The sequence below is a fragment of the Fibrella musci genome (assembly GCF_041321105.1).
In the GTDB taxonomy this organism is placed as follows: domain Bacteria; phylum Bacteroidota; class Bacteroidia; order Cytophagales; family Spirosomataceae; genus Fibrella; species Fibrella musci.
On record NZ_JBGGWD010000008.1, the window covers coordinates 72,843 to 95,813 of the forward strand.

The 22,971-nt window shown below is 56.0% G+C and carries 15 protein-coding genes; 8 read left to right on the forward strand and 7 right to left on the reverse strand.

Features of this window, described 5'->3' with window-relative positions:
• The first annotated feature begins 7 nt into the window (after positions 1-7).
• The 4 genes from ACAW74_RS24825 (at position 8) to ACAW74_RS24840 (ending at position 4,506) form a co-directional block, all read left to right on the forward strand.
• Positions 8-1,138 (forward strand): alginate O-acetyltransferase AlgX-related protein, encoded by a 1,131-nt coding sequence (locus tag ACAW74_RS24825; RefSeq protein ID WP_370700960.1) that lies wholly within the window; start codon positions 8-10, stop codon positions 1,136-1,138.
• Positions 1,139-1,235: 97 nt separating this feature from the next.
• On the forward strand, positions 1,236-2,435 hold the full coding sequence (argG, locus tag ACAW74_RS24830) for an argininosuccinate synthase (RefSeq protein WP_370700961.1): 1,200 nt from the start codon (positions 1,236-1,238) through the stop codon (positions 2,433-2,435).
• A 101-nt stretch (positions 2,436-2,536) separates the two neighbouring features.
• Entirely contained in the window at positions 2,537-3,517 is a 981-nt protein-coding gene (gene argC / locus ACAW74_RS24835; RefSeq protein ID WP_370700962.1) for an N-acetyl-gamma-glutamyl-phosphate reductase, read from the forward strand.
• Positions 3,518-3,645: 128 nt separating this feature from the next.
• Positions 3,646-4,506, forward strand: a complete 861-nt coding sequence (locus ACAW74_RS24840) for a DUF2306 domain-containing protein (protein WP_370700963.1) — start codon at positions 3,646-3,648, stop codon at positions 4,504-4,506.
• Here the strand turns inward: ACAW74_RS24840 and ACAW74_RS24845 are convergent.
• The 5 genes from ACAW74_RS24845 to ade all read right to left on the reverse strand — a co-directional run bounded on the left by ACAW74_RS24845 (position 4,459) and on the right by ade (position 9,833).
• On the reverse strand, positions 4,459-4,926 hold the full coding sequence (locus tag ACAW74_RS24845; protein ID WP_370700964.1) for a response regulator: 468 nt from the start codon (positions 4,924-4,926) through the stop codon (positions 4,459-4,461). The two genes, ACAW74_RS24840 and ACAW74_RS24845, sit on opposite strands and share 48 nt — an antisense overlap.
• Positions 4,908-5,783 carry a hypothetical protein gene (locus tag ACAW74_RS24850; RefSeq protein ID WP_370700965.1) on the reverse strand — a complete coding sequence of 292 codons (876 nt, stop codon included), beginning with the start codon at positions 5,781-5,783 and terminating at the stop codon, positions 4,908-4,910. The genes ACAW74_RS24845 and ACAW74_RS24850 overlap by 19 nt, the downstream gene beginning before the upstream one ends.
• Before the next feature lie 208 nt (positions 5,784-5,991).
• The gene (locus ACAW74_RS24855; RefSeq protein WP_370701097.1) at positions 5,992-7,263 is read right to left on the reverse strand and encodes a replication-associated recombination protein A; all 1,272 of its coding nucleotides are present in this window, start codon (positions 7,261-7,263) and stop codon (positions 5,992-5,994) included.
• A gap of 168 nt (positions 7,264-7,431) precedes the next feature.
• Positions 7,432-8,019 (reverse strand): RNA polymerase sigma factor, encoded by a 588-nt coding sequence (locus ACAW74_RS24860; protein ID WP_370700966.1) that lies wholly within the window; start codon positions 8,017-8,019, stop codon positions 7,432-7,434.
• Between the two features lie 152 nt (positions 8,020-8,171).
• Positions 8,172-9,833 carry an adenine deaminase gene (gene ade / locus ACAW74_RS24865; protein WP_370700967.1) on the reverse strand — a complete coding sequence of 554 codons (1,662 nt, stop codon included), beginning with the start codon at positions 9,831-9,833 and terminating at the stop codon, positions 8,172-8,174.
• 190 nt (positions 9,834-10,023) lie between these two features.
• Here ade and ACAW74_RS24870 point away from each other — a divergent pair, with 190 nt between their 5' ends.
• Both ACAW74_RS24870 and ACAW74_RS24875 read left to right on the forward strand, forming a co-directional pair.
• The gene (locus ACAW74_RS24870; protein WP_370700968.1) at positions 10,024-11,688 is read left to right on the forward strand and encodes a UxaA family hydrolase; all 1,665 of its coding nucleotides are present in this window, start codon (positions 10,024-10,026) and stop codon (positions 11,686-11,688) included.
• Between the two features lie 102 nt (positions 11,689-11,790).
• Positions 11,791-12,564, forward strand: coding sequence for an SDR family NAD(P)-dependent oxidoreductase (locus ACAW74_RS24875; protein ID WP_370700969.1), 774 nt, complete (start codon positions 11,791-11,793; stop codon positions 12,562-12,564).
• A 105-nt stretch (positions 12,565-12,669) separates the two neighbouring features.
• Here ACAW74_RS24875 and ACAW74_RS24880 read toward each other — a convergent pair whose 3' ends face one another.
• Both ACAW74_RS24880 and ACAW74_RS24885 read right to left on the reverse strand, forming a co-directional pair.
• The gene (locus tag ACAW74_RS24880) at positions 12,670-17,460 is read right to left on the reverse strand and encodes a hypothetical protein (protein WP_370700970.1); all 4,791 of its coding nucleotides are present in this window, start codon (positions 17,458-17,460) and stop codon (positions 12,670-12,672) included.
• Between the two features lie 117 nt (positions 17,461-17,577).
• Positions 17,578-18,108: a phage tail protein gene (locus ACAW74_RS24885; protein WP_370700971.1), complete on the reverse strand. Its 531-nt coding sequence runs from the start codon at positions 18,106-18,108 to the stop codon at positions 17,578-17,580.
• A 435-nt stretch (positions 18,109-18,543) separates the two neighbouring features.
• Between ACAW74_RS24885 and ACAW74_RS24890 the strand changes: the two genes are divergently transcribed.
• Both ACAW74_RS24890 and ACAW74_RS24895 read left to right on the forward strand, forming a co-directional pair.
• Positions 18,544-21,870: a PQQ-dependent sugar dehydrogenase gene (locus ACAW74_RS24890; protein ID WP_370700972.1), complete on the forward strand. Its 3,327-nt coding sequence runs from the start codon at positions 18,544-18,546 to the stop codon at positions 21,868-21,870.
• Positions 21,871-22,021: 151 nt separating this feature from the next.
• Entirely contained in the window at positions 22,022-22,876 is an 855-nt protein-coding gene (locus ACAW74_RS24895) for a fumarylacetoacetate hydrolase family protein (RefSeq protein ID WP_370700973.1), read from the forward strand.
• Positions 22,877-22,971: the final 95 nt, after the last annotated feature.

Sequence of the window (22,971 nt, forward strand, 5' to 3'; positions counted from 1 at the left end):
TGTATAGATGAAAAAGTTATATACACGAAGTCTAGTTGGTTTTTTCTTTGTCTTATTGCTGCTGCCGACAGTTGAGTATTTTCTAGGGTTGACCACTGTACAAACCATGGAAAATAAGCAGATGATACAGGCAAAAGGTCAGGGAGTTGACTATCTAAAAAGTATAGTTAAGCAAATAAATTCATATTATGTCGGCAATTTTGGAGGGCGAAATCTGCTGGTATATTGTCACAGTTTTTTAAATTATTTTCTGTTAAAACAATCTCCTATACCCGAACAGGTTGTATTAGGAAAAGATGGATGGCTTTTTGCTGGAGATCAATCTAGCAACGTAATGAAGCAACATATCGGCCTTTACCCATTATCGCTTGATTCCGCTCGCGTGATAGCTGATCATCTGGTAGCTACTCAGAAACGTCTAAACCAACGGGGTATCAAGTTATATGTACTGATCGCGCCTGATTCTCATAGTATTTACCCTGAAAAATTGCCCGATATACGTCGTCCAAATCAGTTGTATACATCTGGTTCTGACCGACCGGAGACGCCGCATGATGTGTTGACTATGGTAATGAAGCAATATCCTGAAATTTCATATGTTGATCTTCGGGATACACTGTTGCATGCAAAGACAATAGCGCCCGTTTACCAGCAGACTGACACACACTGGAACAATTTGGGTGCGCTGATTGGGTATGCCTCGTTGATGAAGCGTATGCGCTCCGATTTTCCGACGCTGCCGCCAATTCTGAAAGAAGAGTATCGCTATAAAAAGATGGCTGGCGAAGGTGGTGATTTGGCTGGATTGATGATGTTACGCAAGCAAATTCCGGAGCCTTATCTGTATTGGATTGAGCCGAAAAAGTCGTTGAAAGCAGTTGAAAAGAAGGGGATGAGCAAGTCGGCCCTTGGGTACCCCGATACGCAGTGGGTGGGCCCAGATGCCAGTCTACCTAGTTTGTTGGTCTTTGGGGATTCGTTTAGCCCGAGCCTGATGCTTTTTCTACCTGCTCACTTCCGTACATCCTGTTTGGTACGGCAGTCGACGCTCGATTGGAAACGGATCGACGCCCAGAAGCCAGATGCGGTGGTGGTCGAAATCGTCGAACGCAATCTACGGGCCTTAAGCCGTTTGTAGTTTAGCTGCGTTTTTCCCCCAACAAGTCCGATATTTGCGGCCAAATTGGGCATTGTCAGCGGCCGTTATTCGCTGGTACATGACCTTCCTACCTGAAATGGCTGATAAACAAAAAGTTGTTCTTGCATTTAGCGGAGGGCTCGACACCTCCTTTTGTGTAAAGTACCTGACCGAAGACAGGGGCATGGAAGTCCACTCGGTGCTGGTCGATACGGGGGGCTTCTCGGCCGACGAACTGGCCGCCATCGAGGCCCGGGCCTACTCGCTGGGGGTTGCCTCGCACGCGGTCGTGTCGAAAACCGACGATTATTATCAGGATTGCCTGAAGTTTCTGGTCTTCGGGAATGTGTTGAAAAACAATACGTACCCACTGAGCGTATCGGCTGAGCGGATCTTCCAGGCCATTGCGGTGGGTGAATACGCCCGGCAAATTGGCGCCTCCGCGATTGCACACGGTAGCACGGGGGCTGGCAACGATCAGGTACGTTTCGATATGGCGTTCCGCATCATCGTGCCCGAGGCCGAGATTATTACCCCTATCCGGGATCTGCGGTTGTCGCGGGAGGCCGAAATCGAGTACCTCAAAAGCAAAGGCGTTGATCAGGAATGGCACAAAGCGGCCTATTCGATCAATAAAGGGTTGTGGGGTACGTCGGTAGGGGGTAAAGAAACACTCACGTCGAACCAATACCTGCCCGAATCAGCCTGGCCAACGCCGGTGACCAAATCGGGTGAAGAAACCGTAACACTGACGTTTACACACGGCGAACTGACGGGCCTCAACGACGAAACCTTCAAGAATCCCGTCGGTGCTATCCAACGCCTTACCGAACTGGCTGGCCCGTATGGTATTGGTCGTGACATCCACGTGGGTGATACCATCATCGGTATCAAAGGCCGCGTTGGGTTCGAGGCCCCGGCTCCGTTGATCATCATCAAGGCGCACCATACACTGGAGAAGCACGTACTGACCAAAAACCAACTGACCTGGAAAGAGCAACTGGGCAATTACTATGGTACTATGCTACACGAAGGGCAATTTATGGATCCCGTGATGCGCAACATCGAGACGTTCCTGGCCGACACGCAGAGCCACGTAACGGGTAAGGTATTCGTGCAACTGGCGCCCTATCGGTTCACCGTGCTCGGTATCGAGTCGGCATACGACCTTATGTCGGCCAAGTTTGGTTCTTACGGTGAGATGAACAATGCCTGGACCGGCGACGACGTGCGGGGCTTCTCGAAAGTAGCCTCGAACCAGGTCATGATTTACGAACGAGTGAAACACAATGAATAATGTATAGTGTACAATGCACAATGGGTTGACCAGGGGCCAGCTTGTGTGGTTCACTTAACCCATTGTGCATTGTCCATTATACATTATTCATTCTTCAGCGAATGAACATTCACGCAGGAATTATTGGCGGCGCGGGCTACACGGGTGGCGAATTGCTTCGTATTCTGATTAACCACCCGTTTGTGTCGGTGGCTTTTGCCCACAGCCAAAGTCAGGCGGGTAAGCCGGTTTGGGCCACACATACCGATTTGCTGGGCGATACTGACCTGACATTTGCCGGGGGCGACACACAACCGTTGGTCCAACAGGAGGGGCTCGATGTGCTGTTTTTGTGTTCAGGACACGGCCAATCGGCGAAGTTTCTGGCCGAAAACGACGTACCTGAACACGTAACGGTCATTGACCTCAGCACCGACTTCCGCGATGAGACCAATGACTTTGTGTATGGCTTGCCCGAACTGAATCGGGAGCGCATCCAACAGGCCGACCGGGTAGCCAACCCTGGATGCTTTGCTACGGCTATTCAGCTGGCGCTGTTACCGCTGGCCGAAGCGGGCCTGTTGCTCGATGCCGTGCAGGTTAGCGCCGTCACGGGCAGTACGGGCGCCGGACAGGCCCTGGTGCCCACCACAGGGTTTACCTGGCGCAACAACAACCTGTCGATTTACAAAGCCTTTACGCATCAGCACCTGGCCGAAATTCGGCAGAGTCTGGTGCAGCTACAGCCCGGTTTCGGAGAAGCGATCAATTTCGTACCGTACCGGGGCGACTTCACGCGCGGCATCATGGCCAACGTGTATACGCCTTTCGCAGGTACGTTGGCTGAAGCTCGTGACCGTTATCAGGCTTACTACGAAAAGCACCCGTTCACGCACGTGAGCGACGGCCCGGTCGATCTGAAGCAGGTGGTCAACACCAATAAATGCCTGCTGGCGCTTGAACACCACGACGGACAGTTGCTGATCAGTAGTGTAATCGACAACCTCACGAAAGGGGCATCGGGGCAGGCTGTACAGAATATGAATCTGGTCTTTGGCTTACCCGAAGACGCCGGGCTGCGGCTCAAGTCGGTCGCTTTTTAGGAGCAACAATCGGCGTTTTCTGCCGTCCAGTAAACGACACGTCAACCGGTTTCGCCTTGGCGTTTCGGCGCGTTATGTTTGCCGGCGGTACTGCCTGCGCGTCAGGTCGATAGGCAGTCGATCGCGATATGACGGAGCCGATAGGTGAGCTGTTACCACCCAAGGTCAACGGATCACCACTACACAGGGTAAGTAACAGGGCACTGCGCTGGACGAGTGTGTTGCTGGTGATAACCGTTTGGGGGAGTGCCTGCCTGTTCGGTTTGTATATCCTGGCGTTTTATGCCGCGGCCCTATATGATAACCAGATGGTGCGATGGAATCAGGTGCCGCCCGGCCTGTATGAACGAAATACGGCCGCAGCCACGGCTGGCATCGGGCTCCATTTTGCGGCCGGGGGCATTATTTTGATCCTGGGCAGTATTCAATTGATTGAAGCAGCCAGGAGCCGCTTTCCGGCGCTGCATCGCTGGATTGGCCGCCTGTATGTTGTCGCGTGCTTGCTGGCTGCTGTGGGCGGGCTGGTGTTTATTGGGTTGAAAGGCACGATTGGCGGCCTCGTCATGGACCTTGGCTTTGGCTTATACGGCGTGCTCATGGGGCTGGCCGCTGTTCAGACGTATCGCTTCGCTGTGAAGCGACAGATGAGCAAGCACAGGCTCTGGGCGCTGAGGCTGTATGCACTGACAATTGGCTCATGGCTGTACCGGATGGACTACGGTTTCTGGCTGCTGCTCACCGATGGCCTTGGACACACCAACACATTCAGCGGTCCGTTCGACCAGATCATGGCCTTTTTCTTTTACGTTCCCAATCTGCTGGTGGTCGAGGTGTTCTGTAGAGCGCGTGCCAGAAAGGCCACGCCTGCCCTCAAGCTGTCAGCGGCCTTCGTGCTGCTACTGGCCACCGGTTTTCTCGGATTGGGTACGTATTTCTTCACCCTATATTATTGGGGCCCCGCTATTCTGCGCTGGGTACGTGGTGCCTGACGCACCGGTAGTTGGCGGGGTGGCTTTTGCCTGAAATTCCTGTAAAAGTGGCGACAGTACGTCAACGAAGGCGGCCGTCACCGGCTTATTCTGGTAAAACAGCACGTTGCTGAACTCATCGCAGCGTGATCGGTCGATGGTGCTGGTCGACGACGTCAGGATGATGACCGGCTGGCGCTGCCCCGTCTCGCGCATACGTTCCAGAAAGCCCCAACCGTCTAATTCTGGCATATTCAGGTCCAGAAAAATCAGGGATGGGTGCAGGGCCGATAGCTGCGAAAATGCGTACACAGGGTCAGTAAAGTCGCGTATGTCGGTTGTGATGGGTAAGTGGCTGAGCACTTTGCGCATGATCAGGTTGCAGATACTACTGTCGTCAACCAGCATGATCGTTAGGGGGCTCATAGCTTTTGATTCCATTCGTCAGAGGAAAATAAGGCGCCGTCTATCTGCTGGACGACCTGCTGAAGCGATTGGTCCAAATCAGTTGACGTAACGACCAGTGCAGGGATAATATCGTTAATGACCTCTTCGGGTGGAAGCACCCCAATCAGGTACGTTAGGCTCAGAATACGGGTAAGTGGCTCGCGAATGGTGTGGGCGTGTTGCCGCGACAGGTGTAGCAATTTCGTGTTTTTCAGTTCCAGCGCCCGGGTACGTTGCTGAATAACTTCTTCCTGAGTCGCGACCAGTTTCGAGATTACGTTGCTTTTCTCCTGTAGGGCCAACAAAGCGTTGTCGACCGCCTTCTTGCTGGCATTCAACTCATCGATAAGCCGAATCGACTGGAGTTTAGCATACAGGTTTTCCAGCGTGATCTTCAGCACGGTTACGTCAGCCGCCTGAAACGCCTGCGATTCCGTAGAAAAAACACAGGCAATAACGCCCGAGTCGGGGGCAAATGTCAGGTTCCAGCTCCACAGTTGAACGAGTTCGTCAGTTGGCGGAAAGGGCACCAACTCCACGCTCTGTGCGAGCAGAGCAGCGTCGTTGATCACCACCGGAATGCTGTTGCCCTTCAGTAACCGTTCGTGGCTGTAAAGTAGGCTGCAATCGCCTTGTTGCCAGACGACGTTGGTTGGGGTAAGCGAAAAAACGATGTAGGCGTCCTGCTGGTAAAAGCAGAAACGGATGAGTTGGTAGCCAAAGAGGTGTTTAACATGCCGTTGCAGGCATTGCCTTATTTCGTCGAATGAGGTCGTACGGCTGAGGTTACCAGAAAACCTCGACAATTGCTCGTAGATGACACGGTACTTGAAGTCGTTGGGGGCAGACAAAGGCGTTGAGTTAAGTGGCTAGTTCCACTAATTCATTATCAATCCTAATGCCGGAAATAGTAGCAGTGCGATGTAGCAGGTTCACCGAATCGACCTGAACGATTCATTCGTGAACCTCGGGTCCGTCGAAACCTGCGACAGCAAGCTGATTACCATTGGTTTCTGCGACAAGACAGCGAATTATATTTATGGTAAATAAATAGTTTAGCTAATAGCTATACCAGTCACTCCACAGTGTGCGTAGCGTTCGCAGCATTTCCTGCTCGCGCGGGTTCTGGCCTGGCTCAAAAAGCCGTTGGCCCTGTAACTCGTCGGGCAAGTAATTTTGTTGGCTGAAGTTGCCATTATAGTCGTGGGCGTATTGATACTCACGGCCATAGCCCAATTGCTTCATCAATTTCGTTGGGGCGTTGCGCAGATGCAGCGGCACGGGGAGGTGAGCCGTTTTTTCGGCAAGAGCCATCGCCTCGTTGATCGCCGTGTAACTAGCATTGCTCTTAGGCGACGTAGCCAGATAGATGGCTACCTGACTCAGAATAATCCGTCCCTCTGGCATGCCGATAACCCGAATGGCCTGCATGGCCTGCGAAGCCATCAGTAGTGCGTTGGGGTTGGCATTACCGATGTCTTCAGAAGCCATGATAAGCATCCGTCGGGCAATGAAGACGGGGTCTTCGCCCGCTACAAGCATCCGCGCCATCCAATACAGGGCGCCGTTAGGGTCTGACCCACGCAGGGATTTGATAAAGGCCGAAATAATGTCGTAGTGTTGTTCGCCCGACTTATCATAGCGAGCGATATTCTGCTGCGCGACACGCGTTACATAGTCGTCAGTAATGACCAGCTCGTCGCTACCAATATGGCTGGTTACCACCAGTTCCAGCAGGTTGAGCAGCTTGCGCCCGTCGCCACCCGACAGCCGAAGTAGCGCGTCATACTCGGCAATACGTACCTGCCGTTTCTTAAGGTCAACATCGGTGGCCAATGCCCGCTCGACCACCTGAATCAGTTCGTCGCGGTCGAGTACTTCGAGTACGTACACCTGGCAACGCGACAGCAGGGCGCTGTTTACTTCAAACGACGGGTTTTCGGTGGTGGCGCCAATGAGTGTGATCTGCCCTTTCTCCACGGCACCTAACAGCGCATCCTGCTGACTTTTGTTGAAGCGGTGGATCTCGTCGATGAACACAACGGGCGGAAACAACCCCGCCGGTCGGCTCAATACGTCCCGTACTTCTTTCACCCCGGCGTTGATGGCACTAAGTGCCACAAACGGGCGCTTGACGGCCTCGGCCAGCAGCAGGGCAAGGGTGGTTTTGCCCACGCCCGGCGGTCCCCACAGGATCATGGAAGGGAGTCGTCCGGCTTCGACGGCCCGGCGCAAGGCGCCACCTGGCCCTATCAGTTTTTGCTGACCGATTACGTCGTCCAAGACGCGCGGCCTGACTCGTTCGGGGAGGGGAATGGTGTCGCTGTTCATCAGGTTCATGTGTTGTTGTAGGGCTGCCAAGCAGCACATCGACAAACTACGCCCCGAGACTCATAAAATAAAAGGGGCCGCTGGTTAACTAACCAGCGGCCCGCTTACAAGGCTTAGGAATAGACAGGGAAAGAACAACTCAATGAGCTGGCATTGAGCGATGGAGCACTACATGGGCATACGCTCTGTCGACACGTATTTTTTCAAATTGCCCAATGCACCAAAAATGAGGTTATAGACCGATTGAATATTGATCTCCATGAGCTTCGAAATTTCGTCGTTGCCCATATTCTGGTAAAACTTGAGGTAAATCGCCTCGCGTTGCCGACGGGGCAGGCGGTCGAGGGCGCGGCTCAGGCAGTCATTCATGAACGAGTCCTCTTCCTGATGAATGAGCGTCATCTCGTGCGAGCGGTCGCTGTCGGTAAACCCTTCTCCGGGCCGCAGATCATCAGGGTTGCAGAACTTCTGCTCGGCGGTGATGTGCCGAACCAGTTTCCGCTTGATCGACGCCATCAGGTAGAAGCGCACTGACGTAGTGGGGCCGATATTTTGCCGGTGTCGCCACAATTCGACAAACAGATCGTGGATGCAATCTTTAATCAGGGCGCGGTCTTGCGAAAAGTGACTGCAGTAATGAAACAAGACGCTGACGTATTCCTGATAAAGTTGAGCAAAAGCCGGCTGGTTACCAGACCGGAATTCGTCCCACAATTTGATTTCGTCGATTCCAGGCGTGTTGCGCTGACGAGCCATGGTTGCTTGTGAGTTGGTTTTGGAGAGAGGTCTCTGGTAAACTTACTATAAGATTTTATGAATTATACTGGCAAAATGCAAAAAAATGGTGAATCGTTAAAAAACAGCATGATTTTGGTAAGATCGTATAGGATATGTGCCTGAATGACAACTCAGTGAGCGCCTTCGATTTTCACAAACTGAAAAGTGCGTCCGTCGAATAATCCTTTGTCACTCAGCTTGAGCGCAGGTATAACCAGAAGTGCCATAAAGCTCAGTGTCATGAAAGGAGCGGCCAGGGTGCTGCCCAGTTCTTCTTTGACAAACCGGTCCAGCTCAGTATACTGCTCAGCGACCACGTACCCATCCTCGTCGGTCATCAGGCCTGCCACGGGTAGGGGTAACAGCTTACGGATGTAGAGCGGAGAACTGTCCTGCTGAATGACGCCCACGGCCGATAGCCCGCCTCGCGCCTTGATAACCGCATTCACCGCCTGACACAGACTTTCGTCGTCGCAACCGACGGCGGTGATGTTGTGCGAATCATGCCCGACCGACGAGGCTATAGCGCCGTGTTTCAGACCAAAATTTTTGATGAAACCAACCGATACCGGCGCATCGGCGTAGCGATTAACGACCGCAATCTTCAGCAGGTCGCGGTCTGGGTCGGCTACCCAGGCCCCCCGCTCAATGGTGCCTTCCAGGTGGAGCTCATTGGTGATGAGTTGCCCGTCGATGGCCTCGATAACCCGTAGCAGGCCGTAGGGCCGGTGAGCCTGTAGCCAGAAATCAGCGGGCTCTTTCTCCGAGCAATTAAACTGGTTGACGTGTTCGCTGCGCAGGTCGGGCAGGAGTGACTGACCATCCTTCGCCACCGTTTCGCCGTTGATTACGGTTTCGAGCAACTCGAATGAAGTCAGATCGCGGATAACAATGTAATCGGCCGGGTCGCCTTCACGCAGCAGGCCTACGGGCAGGCGGTAGTGCAATACGGGGTTGATGCAGGCTGCCCGCAACACGTTCCAGCGGTTGTAGCCCGCCCCGATCGCCCGCGCCACCAGTTGATTGATGTGACCCTGAGCAAGTGTGTCGGGATGCTTGTCGTCGGAGCAGAACATCACCAGTTGCGGAAATTCATCGACCAGCGGAATCAGGGCGTCGAAGTTGCGGGCCGCGCTACCCTCCCGAATCAGGATGTTCATGCCACGCCGGGCCTTGTCCAACCCCTCGTCGTACGACATACACTCGTGGTCGGTCTCGATGCCCGCGTCGATGTAGCGTTGGGCGTCGTTGCCGCGCAGGCCGGGGGCATGCCCGTCGACGGGCTTGCTGAACGCCTTGGCATACGCAATCTTCATCAACACGTCGGGGTCGTCGTTGAGCACACCGGGGAAATTCATCATCTCGGCCAGGTAACCGATGTCGCGCAGGCCCAGCAGGTAGCGCACGTCTTTGACGGTAATCGTAGCGCCGGCCGTTTCAAAGGGCGTGGCCGGTACGCAGGAAGGTGCCCCAAAGCAGAACTTAAACGGGGTACGTTTGCCGTCGGCCAGCATGTATTCAACGCCCGGAACCCCCAGCACGTTGCCAATCTCGTGCGGGTCTGATACGGTAGCTACCGTGCCATGCACCACCGCCAGCCGCGCAAACTGTGCCGGTGTCAGCAATGAACTCTCGACATGCACGTGCGCATCGACGAAACCGGGCAATATATAGGGTTCGCCGGGGCGCTCAGAGCCAAGGCGATCGATCTGGGCGATGCGCCCGTGATCGAAATGGATGGTTCCATAGATGATCGACTTGTCGAAAAGATTCAGGATGTTGGCAGTTAGCATAAAGCGGATAACGAGAAGGCTGGGTTATGGACGGTGCGGAAAAGGGGCTTCAATCATCAAATCTTTGCAATGCCCCGTAGAATCGCAAATCCGCTGGCAAAGTTTTCACAAGGGCGATACCTGGACCCAACAGGTATAATTAAGTACTAATTGGCTTCTAAAAACGCCTAAAAGGGCTTTTTTTTACTGCATGATTACGAGCATATTAAAAATACACCCGGCCGATAATGTCATCGTTGCGCTGAAAGATTTGCCAGCTCAGGCGTCGGTCACGCTCGGTACAGAAACGTACCTGTTGCCCAATGGGGTAGGGGCCAAGCATAAATTCGTAACGGAAGATCGCCAGCCGGGCGACCCCGTTACCATGTACGGCGTCACGGTAGGGCGCGCCACGCAACCCATCCGGCGCGGTGAAGTGATCACCACATTCAACCTGAAACATCAGTCCGATGCATACGGTATCGGTAACCGTCATCCCTATACGTACCTGGCGCCTGATGTGTCGCACTGGCAGGAGCGTACATTCATGGGTTACCACCGGGCCGACGGACGTGTCGGGACGCGCAACTACTGGCTGGTGATTCCGCTGGTGTTTTGCGAAAACCGAAACGTACTGACCCTGAAAGAAGCCTTCGAACGCGAGTTGGGTTACGCACAATCCGACCAATACCGCGATCAGGTCCGTGAGCTGCTGCACCTGTATCAGCACGGGCAGATGGACGTCATCAAGAAAATGCAGCCCTTTGTGGCGCGTGAGCAGATGGCTGTGGCCGACGAAAAGCCGAAGCGCCCGTTTGCCAACGTCGACGGGATCAAGTTTCTGACGCACGAAATGGGGTGTGGCGGCACCCGGCAGGATTCGGCGGCGCTTTGCTCGCTGCTGGCGGGGTATATCAATAACCCCAACGTGGCTGGTGCCACGGTGCTCAGTCTCGGCTGTCAGCACCTGCAGGCCGACATGCTGGAGAAAGAGGTGAAGCGCCAGAATCCGCACAGCCAGAAAACGATTCTGGTCTATGAACAGCAGGCGGGGACCGAATACGAACTGCTGACGCAGGCCATCAAGGAGACGTTTCTGGAACTGATCGAGATCAACAAGATCGAGCGGCAGCCCGCCCCGCTGAGCCAGTTGTGCGTGGGGCTGAAGTGCGGTGGTTCCGACGGCTTCTCGGGCTTGTCGGCCAATCCGGCTATCGGGCATTTGTCCGACGTGATCGGGGCCCTGGGTGGCCGCACGGTGCTGGCCGAGTTTCCGGAGCTTTGCGGGGCCGAACAAAACATGATCGACCGCATTACCGACGATGCCAAGGCCGAGAAATTCATCAATCTGATGGAGACCTACGCCGCGCAGGCCGAAGCCGCCGGGTCGGGGTTCGACATGAATCCGTCGCCCGGTAATATCAAAGACGGCCTGATTACCGACGCCATTAAATCGGCGGGGGCGGCCAAAAAAGGCGGCCTGGCCTTCGTGGCCGACGTGCTTGACTACGCCGAGCCGATTCGTCAGCCGGGCCTGAACCTACTCTGCACGCCCGGCAACGACGTGGAAGCCACCACGGGCATGGCTGGGTCGGGGGCCAACCTGATTCTGTTTACAACGGGCCTCGGTACACCCACCGGCAACCCCATTTGCCCCGTCGTGAAAATCTCGACCAACACGGTATTGCAACGCCGTATGCCCGACGTGATCGACTTCGACAGCGGCCCGATTATCGATGGCGCGCAGACTGTTGAACAAAACGGCGAAGCGCTGCTCGACTGGCTCATCGGGCTGGCCTCGGGAACGTACCTGACCAAAGCCGAACAACTCGGTCAAGACGATTTCATCCCCTGGAAGCGGGGGGTTTCACTATAAAATGAATAATGTATAATGGACGATGTACAATGGCTACGCGATCACACCGCGGTGGCCCGCATTGTACATCGTCCATTATACATTGTGCATTAACACCTTCTCATGTTCTCTCTACACGACAAAACAGCCCTCATTACGGGCGGTGCTAGCGGCATTGGGCTGGCCATTACGGAAGCGTTCGCGCAGGCGGGGGCAACCGTTCATATTCTGGAATTGAACCGGGCGGCGGCGCAAACGGCAGCCGAGGGCGTGGTGGCCGCGGGTGGCCGGGCCTTTGCGCACGAAGTTAACGTGGCCGATCAGCTAACGGTACGGGGTGTAATTGACCGGATTGCGGCGGAGCATCGTATCGACATACTCGTTAACAATGCCGGTATTGCCCATATCGGCAACGCCGAAACAACCATTGAAACGGATTTCGACCGGGTGTTTTCGGTCAACGTAAAAGGCGTTTATAATTGCCTGAATGCCGTGCTGCCCCATATGCGGGCGGCGGGGGGCGGTGTCATTCTCAACATGGCGTCCATTGCCGCCACGCTCGGCCTGAACGACCGCTTCGCCTATTCGATGAGTAAGGGCGCCACCGTCAGCATGACCCTGTCGGTCGCCAAAGATTACCTGGCGCACAATATCCGCTGCAACTGCATCAGCCCGGCTCGGGTACACACGCCCTTTGTCGACGGCTTTCTGGCCAAGAATTACCCCGGCCGCGAAACCGAGATGTTTGACAAACTAGCCAAAGCCCAACCCATTGGCCGGATGGGGATGCCCCAGGAAGTGGCCGCCCTGGCGCTCTTTCTGTGTTCCGAGGAGGCTGGGTTTATCACCGGCTGCGATTACCCCATCGACGGCGGCACCATTCGGCTAAACACGTAACGTTTCGTCGGCGCGTCTATAAACAGATTAAGGCCCCGGTTTCGGATCAACAGTTGATCCGAAACCGGGGCCTCGCGTTAACGACAGGCTGTAACGCCTGGCAACTTACTCTTTAATCACCTTCACCGTCTGGCTTCGGGTGTCGGTGCTGACGCGGAAGAGCATCATGCCCATGGGCTGCTGACTAACGTCCCAATCGACCAATTGCTCGGCGGAAGCCTGTTCCCACTGTTGCTGAGCGACCGGACGACCAAGCTGGTTAATCAGTTCAACCTGTAGCCGCTGACCAGCTGCCCCCGTCACGATGGCGCGGAGCCGACCGCCCACCAATGGGTTCGGCGTCAGGCGTACCTGCAATGGCGTTTCGGGTTCAGCCGAGGCGGCCTCCCGTACATTCGAGCAGATCGTCACGTTTACGGCAAATGGCCCGTATGTCTGCACTGTACCGTTCGCATTGGTCACCTGACAGGTATAAGTGGCGCTGGTCTGAATGCTGACCAACGTGAGGCTCGACGTGCTGGTGCCCCGTTGCACACCCGCCACATCGGTCAGGCGAATGCTCACGTTGCCGTTGAGGCGATACCACTGGTAGCGTACACCTGTCGGAAACACATTCAGCACCACTGCATTGCTCCGGCACAGGGTCTGGCTGGTGGGTGGCAGCGGCGAGAGGACCGTCAGGCTGAACGGCGTGGCGGGGCTGGCGCATCCTTGCGGACTGACTTGCACGACCGAGAAGCTATAAACACCTGGCGCGCTGATATCGGCATTAGGCGGATTTAACACGCCACCTGATCCGAAAAAGAGCAGCGTATTGTTGCCTGTTGCTACTGCATAAGGCGTCAGCGACAGAGGCGTTGTGCTGGCCACGACGGTCAGGCTGGCACCGGTCAGGGTGGGTGCCGACGGCTGGGCGTTCACCGTAACCGAAATACTGTTTGTCGCCGAGCAACTGTTTGCACCCGTCACCGTCACCGAATACGTACCGGTTTGGGCGACAACGGCGGTGTTTGACGAACCAGTCTGACTCAGGCCCGGTCCGGCGAAGCGGTATTGTGTACCTCCGCCTGCGGTCAGTGTAATGGTATTCGGCGCACACACAACCGGACTGCTGGCCGTCAGGGTAGCCGTTGGAGCCGTCGTGTTCTGGCTGATGCCAATCGTTGTGGTGCTGAAGCAACCAGTAGCGGTGTTGGTGACCGTCACCGAATACGTACCTGAAGCGTTGACCACCGCCTGATTGCCTGACTGGCTAACGATGCCCGGTCCGGCGAAAGCGTAGCTGTTGCCACCCTGAGCCGTCAGTGTTATCGAGGTCACCGCGCAGGTTAACGTGGTCGATGGGCTGGCCGAAATACTCGGCGTCGGGGCGGTGGTGTTGCTGCTGACGGTCGTGGTCGTGGTGCTGAAGCAGCCCGTGGCGGTGTTGGTGACCGTGACCGAATACGTACCTGAGGCATTCACCACAGCCCGATTACCTGATTGCGAGACCACACCCGGTCCGGCAAAGGCGTAGCTGTTACCACCCGTGGCCGTCAAGGTTACCGATGTAACGGCGCAGGTGAGCGTACCGCTGGCAACCAGCGTGGGCGTAGGCAAGGTCGTGTTCTGGCTGATGCCGATGGTTGTGGTGCTGAAACAGCCCGTAGCCGTGTTGGTGACTGTCACTGAATACGTACCTGAGGCATTGACCACGGCCTGATTGCCCGATTGCGAAACCACGCCCGGTCCGGCGAAAGCGTAGCTGTTGCCACCCTGAGCCGTCAGTGTTATCGAGGTCACTGCACAGGTTAACGTGGTCGATGGGCTGGCCGAAATACTCGGCGTGGGAAGTGTCGTATTCTGACTAATGCCGATGGTTGTGGTGCTGAAGCAGCCCGTGGCGGTATTGGTCACCGTCACCGAATACGTACCTGTCGCATTCACCACGGCCTGGTTACCCGACTGTGACACCACGCCCGGCCCGGCGAAGGCATAGCTGGTACCGCCCGTGGCTGTCAGTGTCAGTGATGTCACCGCGCAGGTGAGTGTCGTCGATGGGCTGGCCGTTAAGGTTGGCGTCGGGGCGGTGGTGTTGCTGCTGACGGTCGTGGTCGTGGTGCTAAAGCAACCCGTGGCGGTGTTGGTGACCGTGACCGAGTACGTACCTGAAGCGTTGACCACGGCCTGATTGCCCGATTGCGAAACCACGCCCGGTCCGGCGAAGGCATAGCTGTTGCCGCCTGTAGCTGTTAGGGTAACCGAGGTGACTGCACAGGTGAGTGTGCCACTAACAGCCAGACTCGGCGTTGGCAGAACCACACTCTGGCTGATGCCGATGCTCGTGGTGCTGAAGCAACCCGTAGCCGTATTGGTGACCGTCACCGAATACGTACCTGAGGCGTTCACGACGGCCTGGTTACCCGACTGGCTAACGACACCTGGTCCGGCGAAGGCGTAGCTGGTACCGCCCGTGGCTGTCAGCGTCAGCGACGCCACCGTACAGGTGAGTGTTGTCGACGGACTAGCCGAAACGCTCGGGGTGGGTGGCGTGGTGTTCTGGCTGATGCCGATGGTCGTGGTGCTGAAGCAGCCCGTGGCCGTGTTGGTCACCGTCACCGAGTACGTACCTGAGACATTCACGACGGCTTGGTTGCCCGATTGGGATACCACACCCGGTCCGGCAAAGGCGTAGCTGGTACCGCCTTGGGCTGTCAGCGTCAACGAGGTTGCCGCACAAGTCAGCGTCGTTGAGGGGCTGGCCGTCAGCGTTGGCGTGGGCGGCGTAGCATTGCTGCTGATGCCGATGGTTGTGGTGCTGAAACAGCCCGTGGCCGTATTGGTGACTGTCACCGAATACGTACCTGAGACATTCACGACGGCTTGGTTACCCGACTGGGAGACCACCCCCGGCCCGGCGAAAGCATAACTAGTACCACCCGTGGCCGTCAAGGTCAGGCTGGTCTGGGCGCAGGTAAGTGTCGTCGACGGGCTGGCCGTCAGGGTTGGTGTTGGCGTTGCCGTATTGCTGCTCACCGATGCGGTGGTGGTGCTGGTGCAACCCGCTGCACTCGCCACCGTGACCGAATACGTACCTGAGGCATTCACCACCGCCGTCCCGGCAATGGCGTTCTGACTTACCACGCCCGGCCCGGCAAAGGTGTAGCTGCTGCCGCCCGTAGCCGTCAGTGTCAGGCTGGTGATCGCGCACGTCAACGTACCTGAGCCGCTCACCGTGAGCGTTGGCGTGGGTAACGGGTTGATGGTGGCGTTGGCGCTGGCCGTCGTCGTACACGTTCCGATTGTACAGGTGGCCGTGTATAAGCCCGTAGTCGTTGTCGTGAAGGTGCTGCCCACAACATTGCCCGGCCATTTGATCGTGCCACCCGGACAGCCACTGGCGGTCAGCGTAGCAGAATTACCGGTGCAGGCCGACCCGCTGGTGGCCGTAAAGCTGGTTATGCTGAAGTTTTCGGTGATCGTCACGCTATTGCTTACTGCCGTACAGCCGTTCGTGCCGGTAGCCGTGACCGAGTAGACCCCGGCGGCATTTACCGTAAAAGGGTTACTGGTTGAACCACCCGTCCAGCGGTATGACGTTCCCGTGCCCGAGGCCGTCAGCTGCAGACTGGGCTGAGCGCAGGTGAGTACACCGCTGGTAGGGTTAACGGTCACTGAGGGGGCCGTCGTGTTGCTGGTGATTGTGGTAGTAGCAACGGCGCTGCAAGCGCTGGCGTTGGTGACCGTCACCGAATACGTACCCGAGGCATTGACGATCGCCGTACCAGCCGTTGCGTTCTGACTGACAATGCCTCCACCGCCCGTCCGGGCAAATACATAGTTGGTCCCTCCTGTGGCTGTTAGTGTCAGTGTCGGTTGCAAACAGGTGAGTACCCCCCCATTGCTGGCGGACAGCGTGCCCTGGAAAGTAGCGCAGGGGTCGCTGGAAAAATAGAGGCCGGTTAATGTACCTCCCGATGGCTGGAAAACAGTACTTGCCACTTTAGTGGTCCGATCGACGCCGTAAATGAATGGTTGATTGGCGCGTATATCGCCAACCAGAATGCGGTTGTTTTCGGCATCCACCGTTAAAATAGCTGGCGAACTCCCAAAGTTGGTAGCCACCAGTTCGTCGCCCGTGCCGTCCAGGTTGATCCGGCGCAGCTGATCAGCTGTACTCGGGGCCGACCCGTCATTGAGTATGTAATAGAGCTTGCTGTTAGCCGGATCAACTGTGATACCCGTGACGATACTCGATGAGGTACTCGAGGTGGGCAGGAACGTGGATACCGCATTAGTTGATAGGTTCACCGCCGAGATTTTGGAGAAATTATTCCGGATATCGGCGGCTAGTATTCGGTTATTGGCAACGTCCAGCGTCAAGGCACCTGGTGAATTGACAACGTCAGTCGCGATGAGTACATCGCCAGAGCCATCGAAATTGATACGGCGGAGCTGATCGTTGGAGGTGCCAGCCGCGCCATCACTGACTATATAATAAATATAACTGTTAGCCGGGTCGATGGCTAAACCAGCAGTCTGGTTGCTTGCAGACGAACTGACCAGGGTACTGCTGCTGCCGTTGGACAGGTTCACGACCGAGATTCGGGGTAGAACCGTAGCGCGAGCCTCCCCCACGAAGGCCCGGTTACCCACCCGGTCAATAACCACATTGCCTGAGACATCGACAAAATTGGTAGCGATTTGCGTGTCGTTGGTACCATTGCTGTTAACCCGTCGAAGCTGATCGGTACGCGTTGCGAAATTGTTATCGCTGAGCGTGTAGTAGATCTGCGCGTTGGCGACGGTCGAGAGTAGCAAGGCCAGCCATAACAAGCCCGCCAGCCGGTATTTGTACAGAATTGCTTTAAGATCGTGGACGTTGATAAAGCGTTCAGAAGTATAGAAATAGGCCATAGATACTATAGAGAAAGTTGGTTAATAAGGGCAAAAGGACACCTGTATGCATTATGAATAGACCAGGTTACCCTGCCTCCAACGGTGTGGTAGGCAGGGTAGCGAGTTAGCGTGGGCTTAGTTGCGAGACGGGAAAATGCCTTCCAGTGCAATGCAGTAATTCATAGCCAGATAGGGCTGCATGTTCTGGTGCGGCTGCGTGCCCCCCGCTACGCCAATGGCTTGTGGATTGGCCGTTGCGCTTGGCGTTGTACCATAGATGTTTATTGCCTGCTCACTCGAATCAACGGCTACCGCCAGGAAAGTACCCGACGGGCTGTTTTGCGTACCACCTGACCCTGATACATTCATCAGGTGATTGTGCGCGGGCATTTGTGACTGGAGGAGGGTCACGGTCTCTGAGCCCGACGCTTCACCGATCGTGCGCGGGGTCAGGCCGGGGCCTTGTCCCTGCCCAATGGGCGCCCGCCCGCGCAGGTCCGGCAGCGCGAAATTCGTGGTGCCGTTACCGCCGTAGAAGGTTCCGATCAGCGCAAACAGGGCCGAATTTTGAGAAATGGGTAATAGGCGGCCGTCGCAGAAAGCCCAGCCTCGTGGTTCAAAATTGAAGCCGAAGAGGCCGATCATGGCAATAAAAGGTTCAGTCATGATTTTTACGTTTAAAAAGGTTTATGATGGTAGAAAATGGGACAAAAACCGACCCGCAGAACGGGGCTATTGACGTTGCAGATTGAAGCTGACATTTGCGGCAGACTATGCCGAATCGGACAGATACACTAGCAAATCAGACAGCCATCGCCCGAGGGGCGGTCACTCGGTACTGATATTGAAAAAGTCCACAAGCGTACCCCCTTTATCACCATATGAAAATTGATAGTTATTAGATGGTCGATTAGTGGATAAACATTTATTGGGCGGTATACAGAATATAGTTACTTGTTAGTTCGTGAGGTCAAACCAGCGTTAGTGTATTGATAGACAATAAGTTGTATAGATATTTCTTAAGAGGCCTAATTGTTATTGGATGGCTTACTAGTCATTACTTACCTTTTGGTATGAAAGGTGATGTATGGAGAGAGACCGATGCGCCAACAGACCATCGCGATCCTACACCGCACCATGCACGTTCAGTTTTCCACACCAACAGTTCTGTTCCTGTTTTTAACCTGGTTGTTATCGCCGATTGCCCCAGCTTTGGCGCAGCAGGGGCCGCCCGGTTTTTCCATCACTCAATTCAGTGCACGTATACCGGGGCGCAGTGTCGACATGGATTTCGACCCGCAAAACCGACTCTATACCTGCGAGAAGAATGGGCGCGTATGGGTTAGTATGAACGGCCTGGTGGCGACCAGCCCACTGATCGATATTCGGGAAGAGGTGGCTATCGAGTCAGACCTGGGTTTGTTATGCCTGGCCCTCGATCCTAATTTTTCCCAGAACGGGTACCTGTATCTTGGGTACGTGGTCGATCGGTATCACCTGCTCTATGCGGGCACGCCCGGTTACGATCCCAACCAGTCGGCCAGCGGGGCCACCGTTGTCCGCATCACGCGTTACACCGTTACCCCCGCCAGCCTGACGGCCACCAACGCCAACAATGTGGTGGTGCAGGCGAATAGCCGTAAGATCCTCATTGGCGAATCGGCCCAAACGGGCATACCTGTACTCGACGGCTCGCATTCGGGGATGGATCTGGTCTTTGGGGCCGATGGCACCCTACTCGTGACGACGGGTGATGGTGCCGGATTGAGCGGTGCCGACAAAGGCGGAGCCGGTAATCCGGGGTATGGCTCTGCCTATTGGCAACAGGGTCTCCAGAGCGGCATTATCACCTTTAAAGAAAACATCGGCTCATACCGGAGCCAATACCTCGACTCGCATAACGGCAAGGTGTTGCGGATTGATCCGGCCACGGGCGATGGAATTCCCTCAAATCCGTATTACGAGGCTGCCCACCCCCGATCAGCGCGGTCGCGGGTGTTTGCGCGCGGGCTACGCAATCCGTTTCGGGCCACGCTAAGACCCAACACGGGCAGTACCAACCCGGCCGATGCAAACCCCGGTTCGCTCTACATCGCTGATGTGGGGTGGAACCGCTTCGAGGAGCTGCACATCCTGAAACAGGCGGGGCAAAACTTTGGGTGGCCTTATTTCGAAGGCCTGAGCTTCACGGCCGGCCGTACGGAGTTTTATACCCTTCCCCCAAATCAGATCGTGAATCCCAACGACTCCACGCAGAATATCTATTACAACTGGCTGCCCAACCCGGCGGATTCGGTGGGTCACTTCTCGAAAGCTGACCTCATGTATGGGCGTAATGGGGGCGAAACGTTCTTTCTGGAACACGGTCATGCCGAAGCTGTGCCCAACAGGCAATTACCGTATCCGAACGTCACCTCGGGTGGGCGCTGCATCATTGGAGGTGGCTGGACTCGCACGGGAGGCACACTGCCCGAAGCCTATCAGAACAAATACTTCTTTGGTGACTATAACCGGAACTGGATCGCCTACGCCGAGTTCGACACCGACGACCATCCTATGGGTGTCGAACCCTTTGGCTACGGGTTCGATGGGCTGGTGTCGTTGATGGTCAATCCCAACGACAACAACCTGTATACGTTCTACTTATTTCTGCTTGATCCGTTCAAAATAGAATTTACTGGTAACCAGACACCCAGAGCCGTTATCGCTGCCACCCCAACCTACGGGAGCAGTCCACTGTCGGTGACGTTCTCGGGGACGGGGTCCAGCGATCCGGAACATACCGCGTTGGCTTACGCCTGGAATTTCGGGGATGGATCGCCCATAAGTACACAGGCCCAGCCGGTGCATGTCTACACCGCCACCGGATCGCACAGCTACACCGCTACCCTGACGGTGACCGACGCGGGCGGTGCCACGGCGCAGGCCACCCAAGTGATTTCGGTCAACAATACGCCACCCGTCGTGGTGTCGACCAGCCTTGATGGGCTGTCGGTTGTCAGTGCCACCTCGCCCAGCGTCATACCCTTGTCGGTAATGGTAACCGATGCGCAGTCTACCACAAGCGCCCTGAGCTACCAGTGGAAGCTGCTCAGTATGCACAACGACCACGGCCATGAGGGTGGAACCTTCACGACGGCATCGCCCACGATAACCCTGACGCCGCTTGGCAACTGTAGCTCGCTGGAAACGTACTGGTATCGGGTCGTGCTAACGGTAACCGACCCCGGTGGCCTGGCGGTTACCGTCAACAAAGACATCTACCCGGATTGCAACGGTAGCCAGCAGACGATCGAATTCCCTACGCCGCGCAAACGTGCCAAAACCAGCGCCCCATTCCGTCCGTTGGTCTGGAGCACGTCGGGCTTGCCCATCTCATTGTATGTACTGAGTGGCCCGGCCTTTATGGAGGGGAGCAACATACGGCTCATGGGTACGCCCGGCCGGGTACGTTTGCGGGCCGCGCAACACGGCAGCGACCAGTATCGACCCGCGTTCACGGTGGAGCGGGAGTTTGATGTGGTCAACTCGTTATCACCCAACGCCGACCTTTCGCTTCAACTGGTTTTTGATCAACGCGCCGTCAACCCCAACGAACCGGTATCGGCCCAACTAACCGTGACGAACGACGGACCCGATGAGGCTACAAATGTGGTTGTGAGCAGTTGGCTACCCGCTGGTCTGAACGTTGTAAGTAGTACCGCTCTGGCGCCGCAGGCAAGCGGCATCTTGTCAGGTACGTTAGCGTCTCTGCAAACAGGCACTTCCGCGACGATAGCACTGACGGTGTTGCCGACCACATCGGGTATCTACCGACTGGCGGCGCAGGTAAGCGGCTCAGACGCCTTCGATGAAGACAGTCAGCCCAACTCGGGCACGGGCGATGGTGAAGACGACACGGCTACGGCTGACCTGCGCACGGACGACGCAGGCGGAGGGGTGTCGGAGTCGCCCAATCCGAATCAGGTACTGTTACCGCCCGTGTTTCCTAACCAGCCGGTGCCTACGCCCAACCGGGTAGACCTGAGCCTCCAACTGGCCCTGTCGGCGCGGGCTGTATCGATTGGGCAGCCCGTTGTGCTGTCGGTTGTCGTGACCAATGCAGGTAGCCTGTCTGCCACGCAGGTGGTGGTGCGTGATACCCTTTGGGGCGCTACGCTGCTAACTTCATCTGTCTTTACGGTGGTAGCATCGACCGCCCAATACACGGTGATTCAGGCAACCGTCAGCAGCCTGCCGACCGACGGATCAGCGCTGCTGACGGCCACTATTACGCCTACGTCGGCGGGGTGGTTTCGAAACGCCGCGCAGGTCTGGTCGGTCGGTAGCCCCGGTCCCAATAGTCCGCCCGACGCCGATAGTACACCAGGAAACGGGGTTGCCAACGGCGAAGATGACACGGCCTGGTTCGACTGGCGGGTAAATTAACCCTGTTGGCTACGAACGGGATAGCACCTTTTTAGGTCTGATTTGACGGGTTTTTGCCAGTGAGGTTGGTAAAGAGTCGTGCCCCCTTCCTTTCTTGTAGGAATCTGGCGTGCGCACTGGTTGCGTCACGCACATGTCGCAAAGCAACCTCATGAAGCTATTTCGGTTTGGGCCCGATGCCCACGAACATCCCGCCGTTGAATTGCCCGATGGGCGCCGCCTCGATGTAACCCACTTTGGGGGCGATTATGACGAAACCTTCTTTGCTACCGACGGCCCCGCCCGGCTGGCTCACTGGCTCGAAAGCCACGTCGACCAATGCCCCCACGTACCTGATGAAGTGCGCTACGGACCGTGCGTGAAGCGCCCCTCAAAGATTGTCTGCGTGGGGTTGAACTACGCCAAACACGCCGCCGAAACGGGTGCTACGCCGCCCACAGAGCCTATTCTGTTCTTTAAATCGACCACGTCGCTTTGCGGACCCAACGACGACGTTGTGATTCCGAAGCACTCGCTCAAAACAGATTGGGAAGTTGAACTGGCCGTCGTCATTGGTAAGCGGGCCAGTTATGTCGAACTCGAAGAAGCGCTGGATTATGTGGCGGGTTACGCCGTCATCAACGACTACAGCGAACGGGCGTTTCAACTGGAGCGCGGCGGCCAGTGGGACAAAGGCAAAGGCTGCGACACCTTCGCGCCGCTGGGGCCTTATCTGGTGACGAAAGACGACGTACCCAACCCCAACGGTCTGCACCTCTGGCTCAGCCTGAATAACGAGCGGTTGCAGGATTCCAACACCGACGATATGATTTTCGACGTACCCACGCTGGTCAGCTACATCAGCCAGTTTATGACGCTGCTCCCCGGCGACGTTATTTCGACGGGAACACCCTCTGGCGTTGGGCTGGGCCTGAAACCCCCACGCTACCTGGTGCCGGGCGACGTCGTGACACTCGGTATCGAAGGCCTGGGCCATCAACAACAAACAGCCGTAGCCTATAACTAATGCACAATGAATAATGTACAATGCACAATGCGGTTCGCAGGGGGCACCTGACCGACGCATGATTGTCTGTGCCAAGCCATTGTACATTATACATT

Coding starts and splice junctions, on each gene's coding strand:
- ACAW74_RS24825 (WP_370700960.1), top strand. CDS start 8: ATGAAAAAGTTATATACACGAAGTCTAGTTGGTTTTTTCTTTGTCTTA.
- argG (WP_370700961.1), top strand. CDS start 1,236: ATGGCTGATAAACAAAAAGTTGTTCTTGCATTTAGCGGAGGGCTCGAC.
- argC (WP_370700962.1), top strand. CDS start 2,537: ATGAACATTCACGCAGGAATTATTGGCGGCGCGGGCTACACGGGTGGC.
- ACAW74_RS24840 (WP_370700963.1), top strand. CDS start 3,646: ATGACGGAGCCGATAGGTGAGCTGTTACCACCCAAGGTCAACGGATCA.
- ACAW74_RS24845 (WP_370700964.1), bottom strand. CDS start 4,926: ATGGAATCAAAAGCTATGAGCCCCCTAACGATCATGCTGGTTGACGAC.
- ACAW74_RS24855 (WP_370701097.1), bottom strand. CDS start 7,263: ATGAACAGCGACACCATTCCCCTCCCCGAACGAGTCAGGCCGCGCGTC.
- ACAW74_RS24860 (WP_370700966.1), bottom strand. CDS start 8,019: ATGGCTCGTCAGCGCAACACGCCTGGAATCGACGAAATCAAATTGTGG.
- ade (WP_370700967.1), bottom strand. CDS start 9,833: ATGCTAACTGCCAACATCCTGAATCTTTTCGACAAGTCGATCATCTAT.
- ACAW74_RS24870 (WP_370700968.1), top strand. CDS start 10,024: ATGATTACGAGCATATTAAAAATACACCCGGCCGATAATGTCATCGTT.
- ACAW74_RS24875 (WP_370700969.1), top strand. CDS start 11,791: ATGTTCTCTCTACACGACAAAACAGCCCTCATTACGGGCGGTGCTAGC.
- ACAW74_RS24880 (WP_370700970.1), bottom strand. CDS start 17,460: ATGGCCTATTTCTATACTTCTGAACGCTTTATCAACGTCCACGATCTT.
- ACAW74_RS24885 (WP_370700971.1), bottom strand. CDS start 18,108: ATGACTGAACCTTTTATTGCCATGATCGGCCTCTTCGGCTTCAATTTT.
- ACAW74_RS24890 (WP_370700972.1), top strand. CDS start 18,544: ATGCGCCAACAGACCATCGCGATCCTACACCGCACCATGCACGTTCAG.
- ACAW74_RS24895 (WP_370700973.1), top strand. CDS start 22,022: ATGAAGCTATTTCGGTTTGGGCCCGATGCCCACGAACATCCCGCCGTT.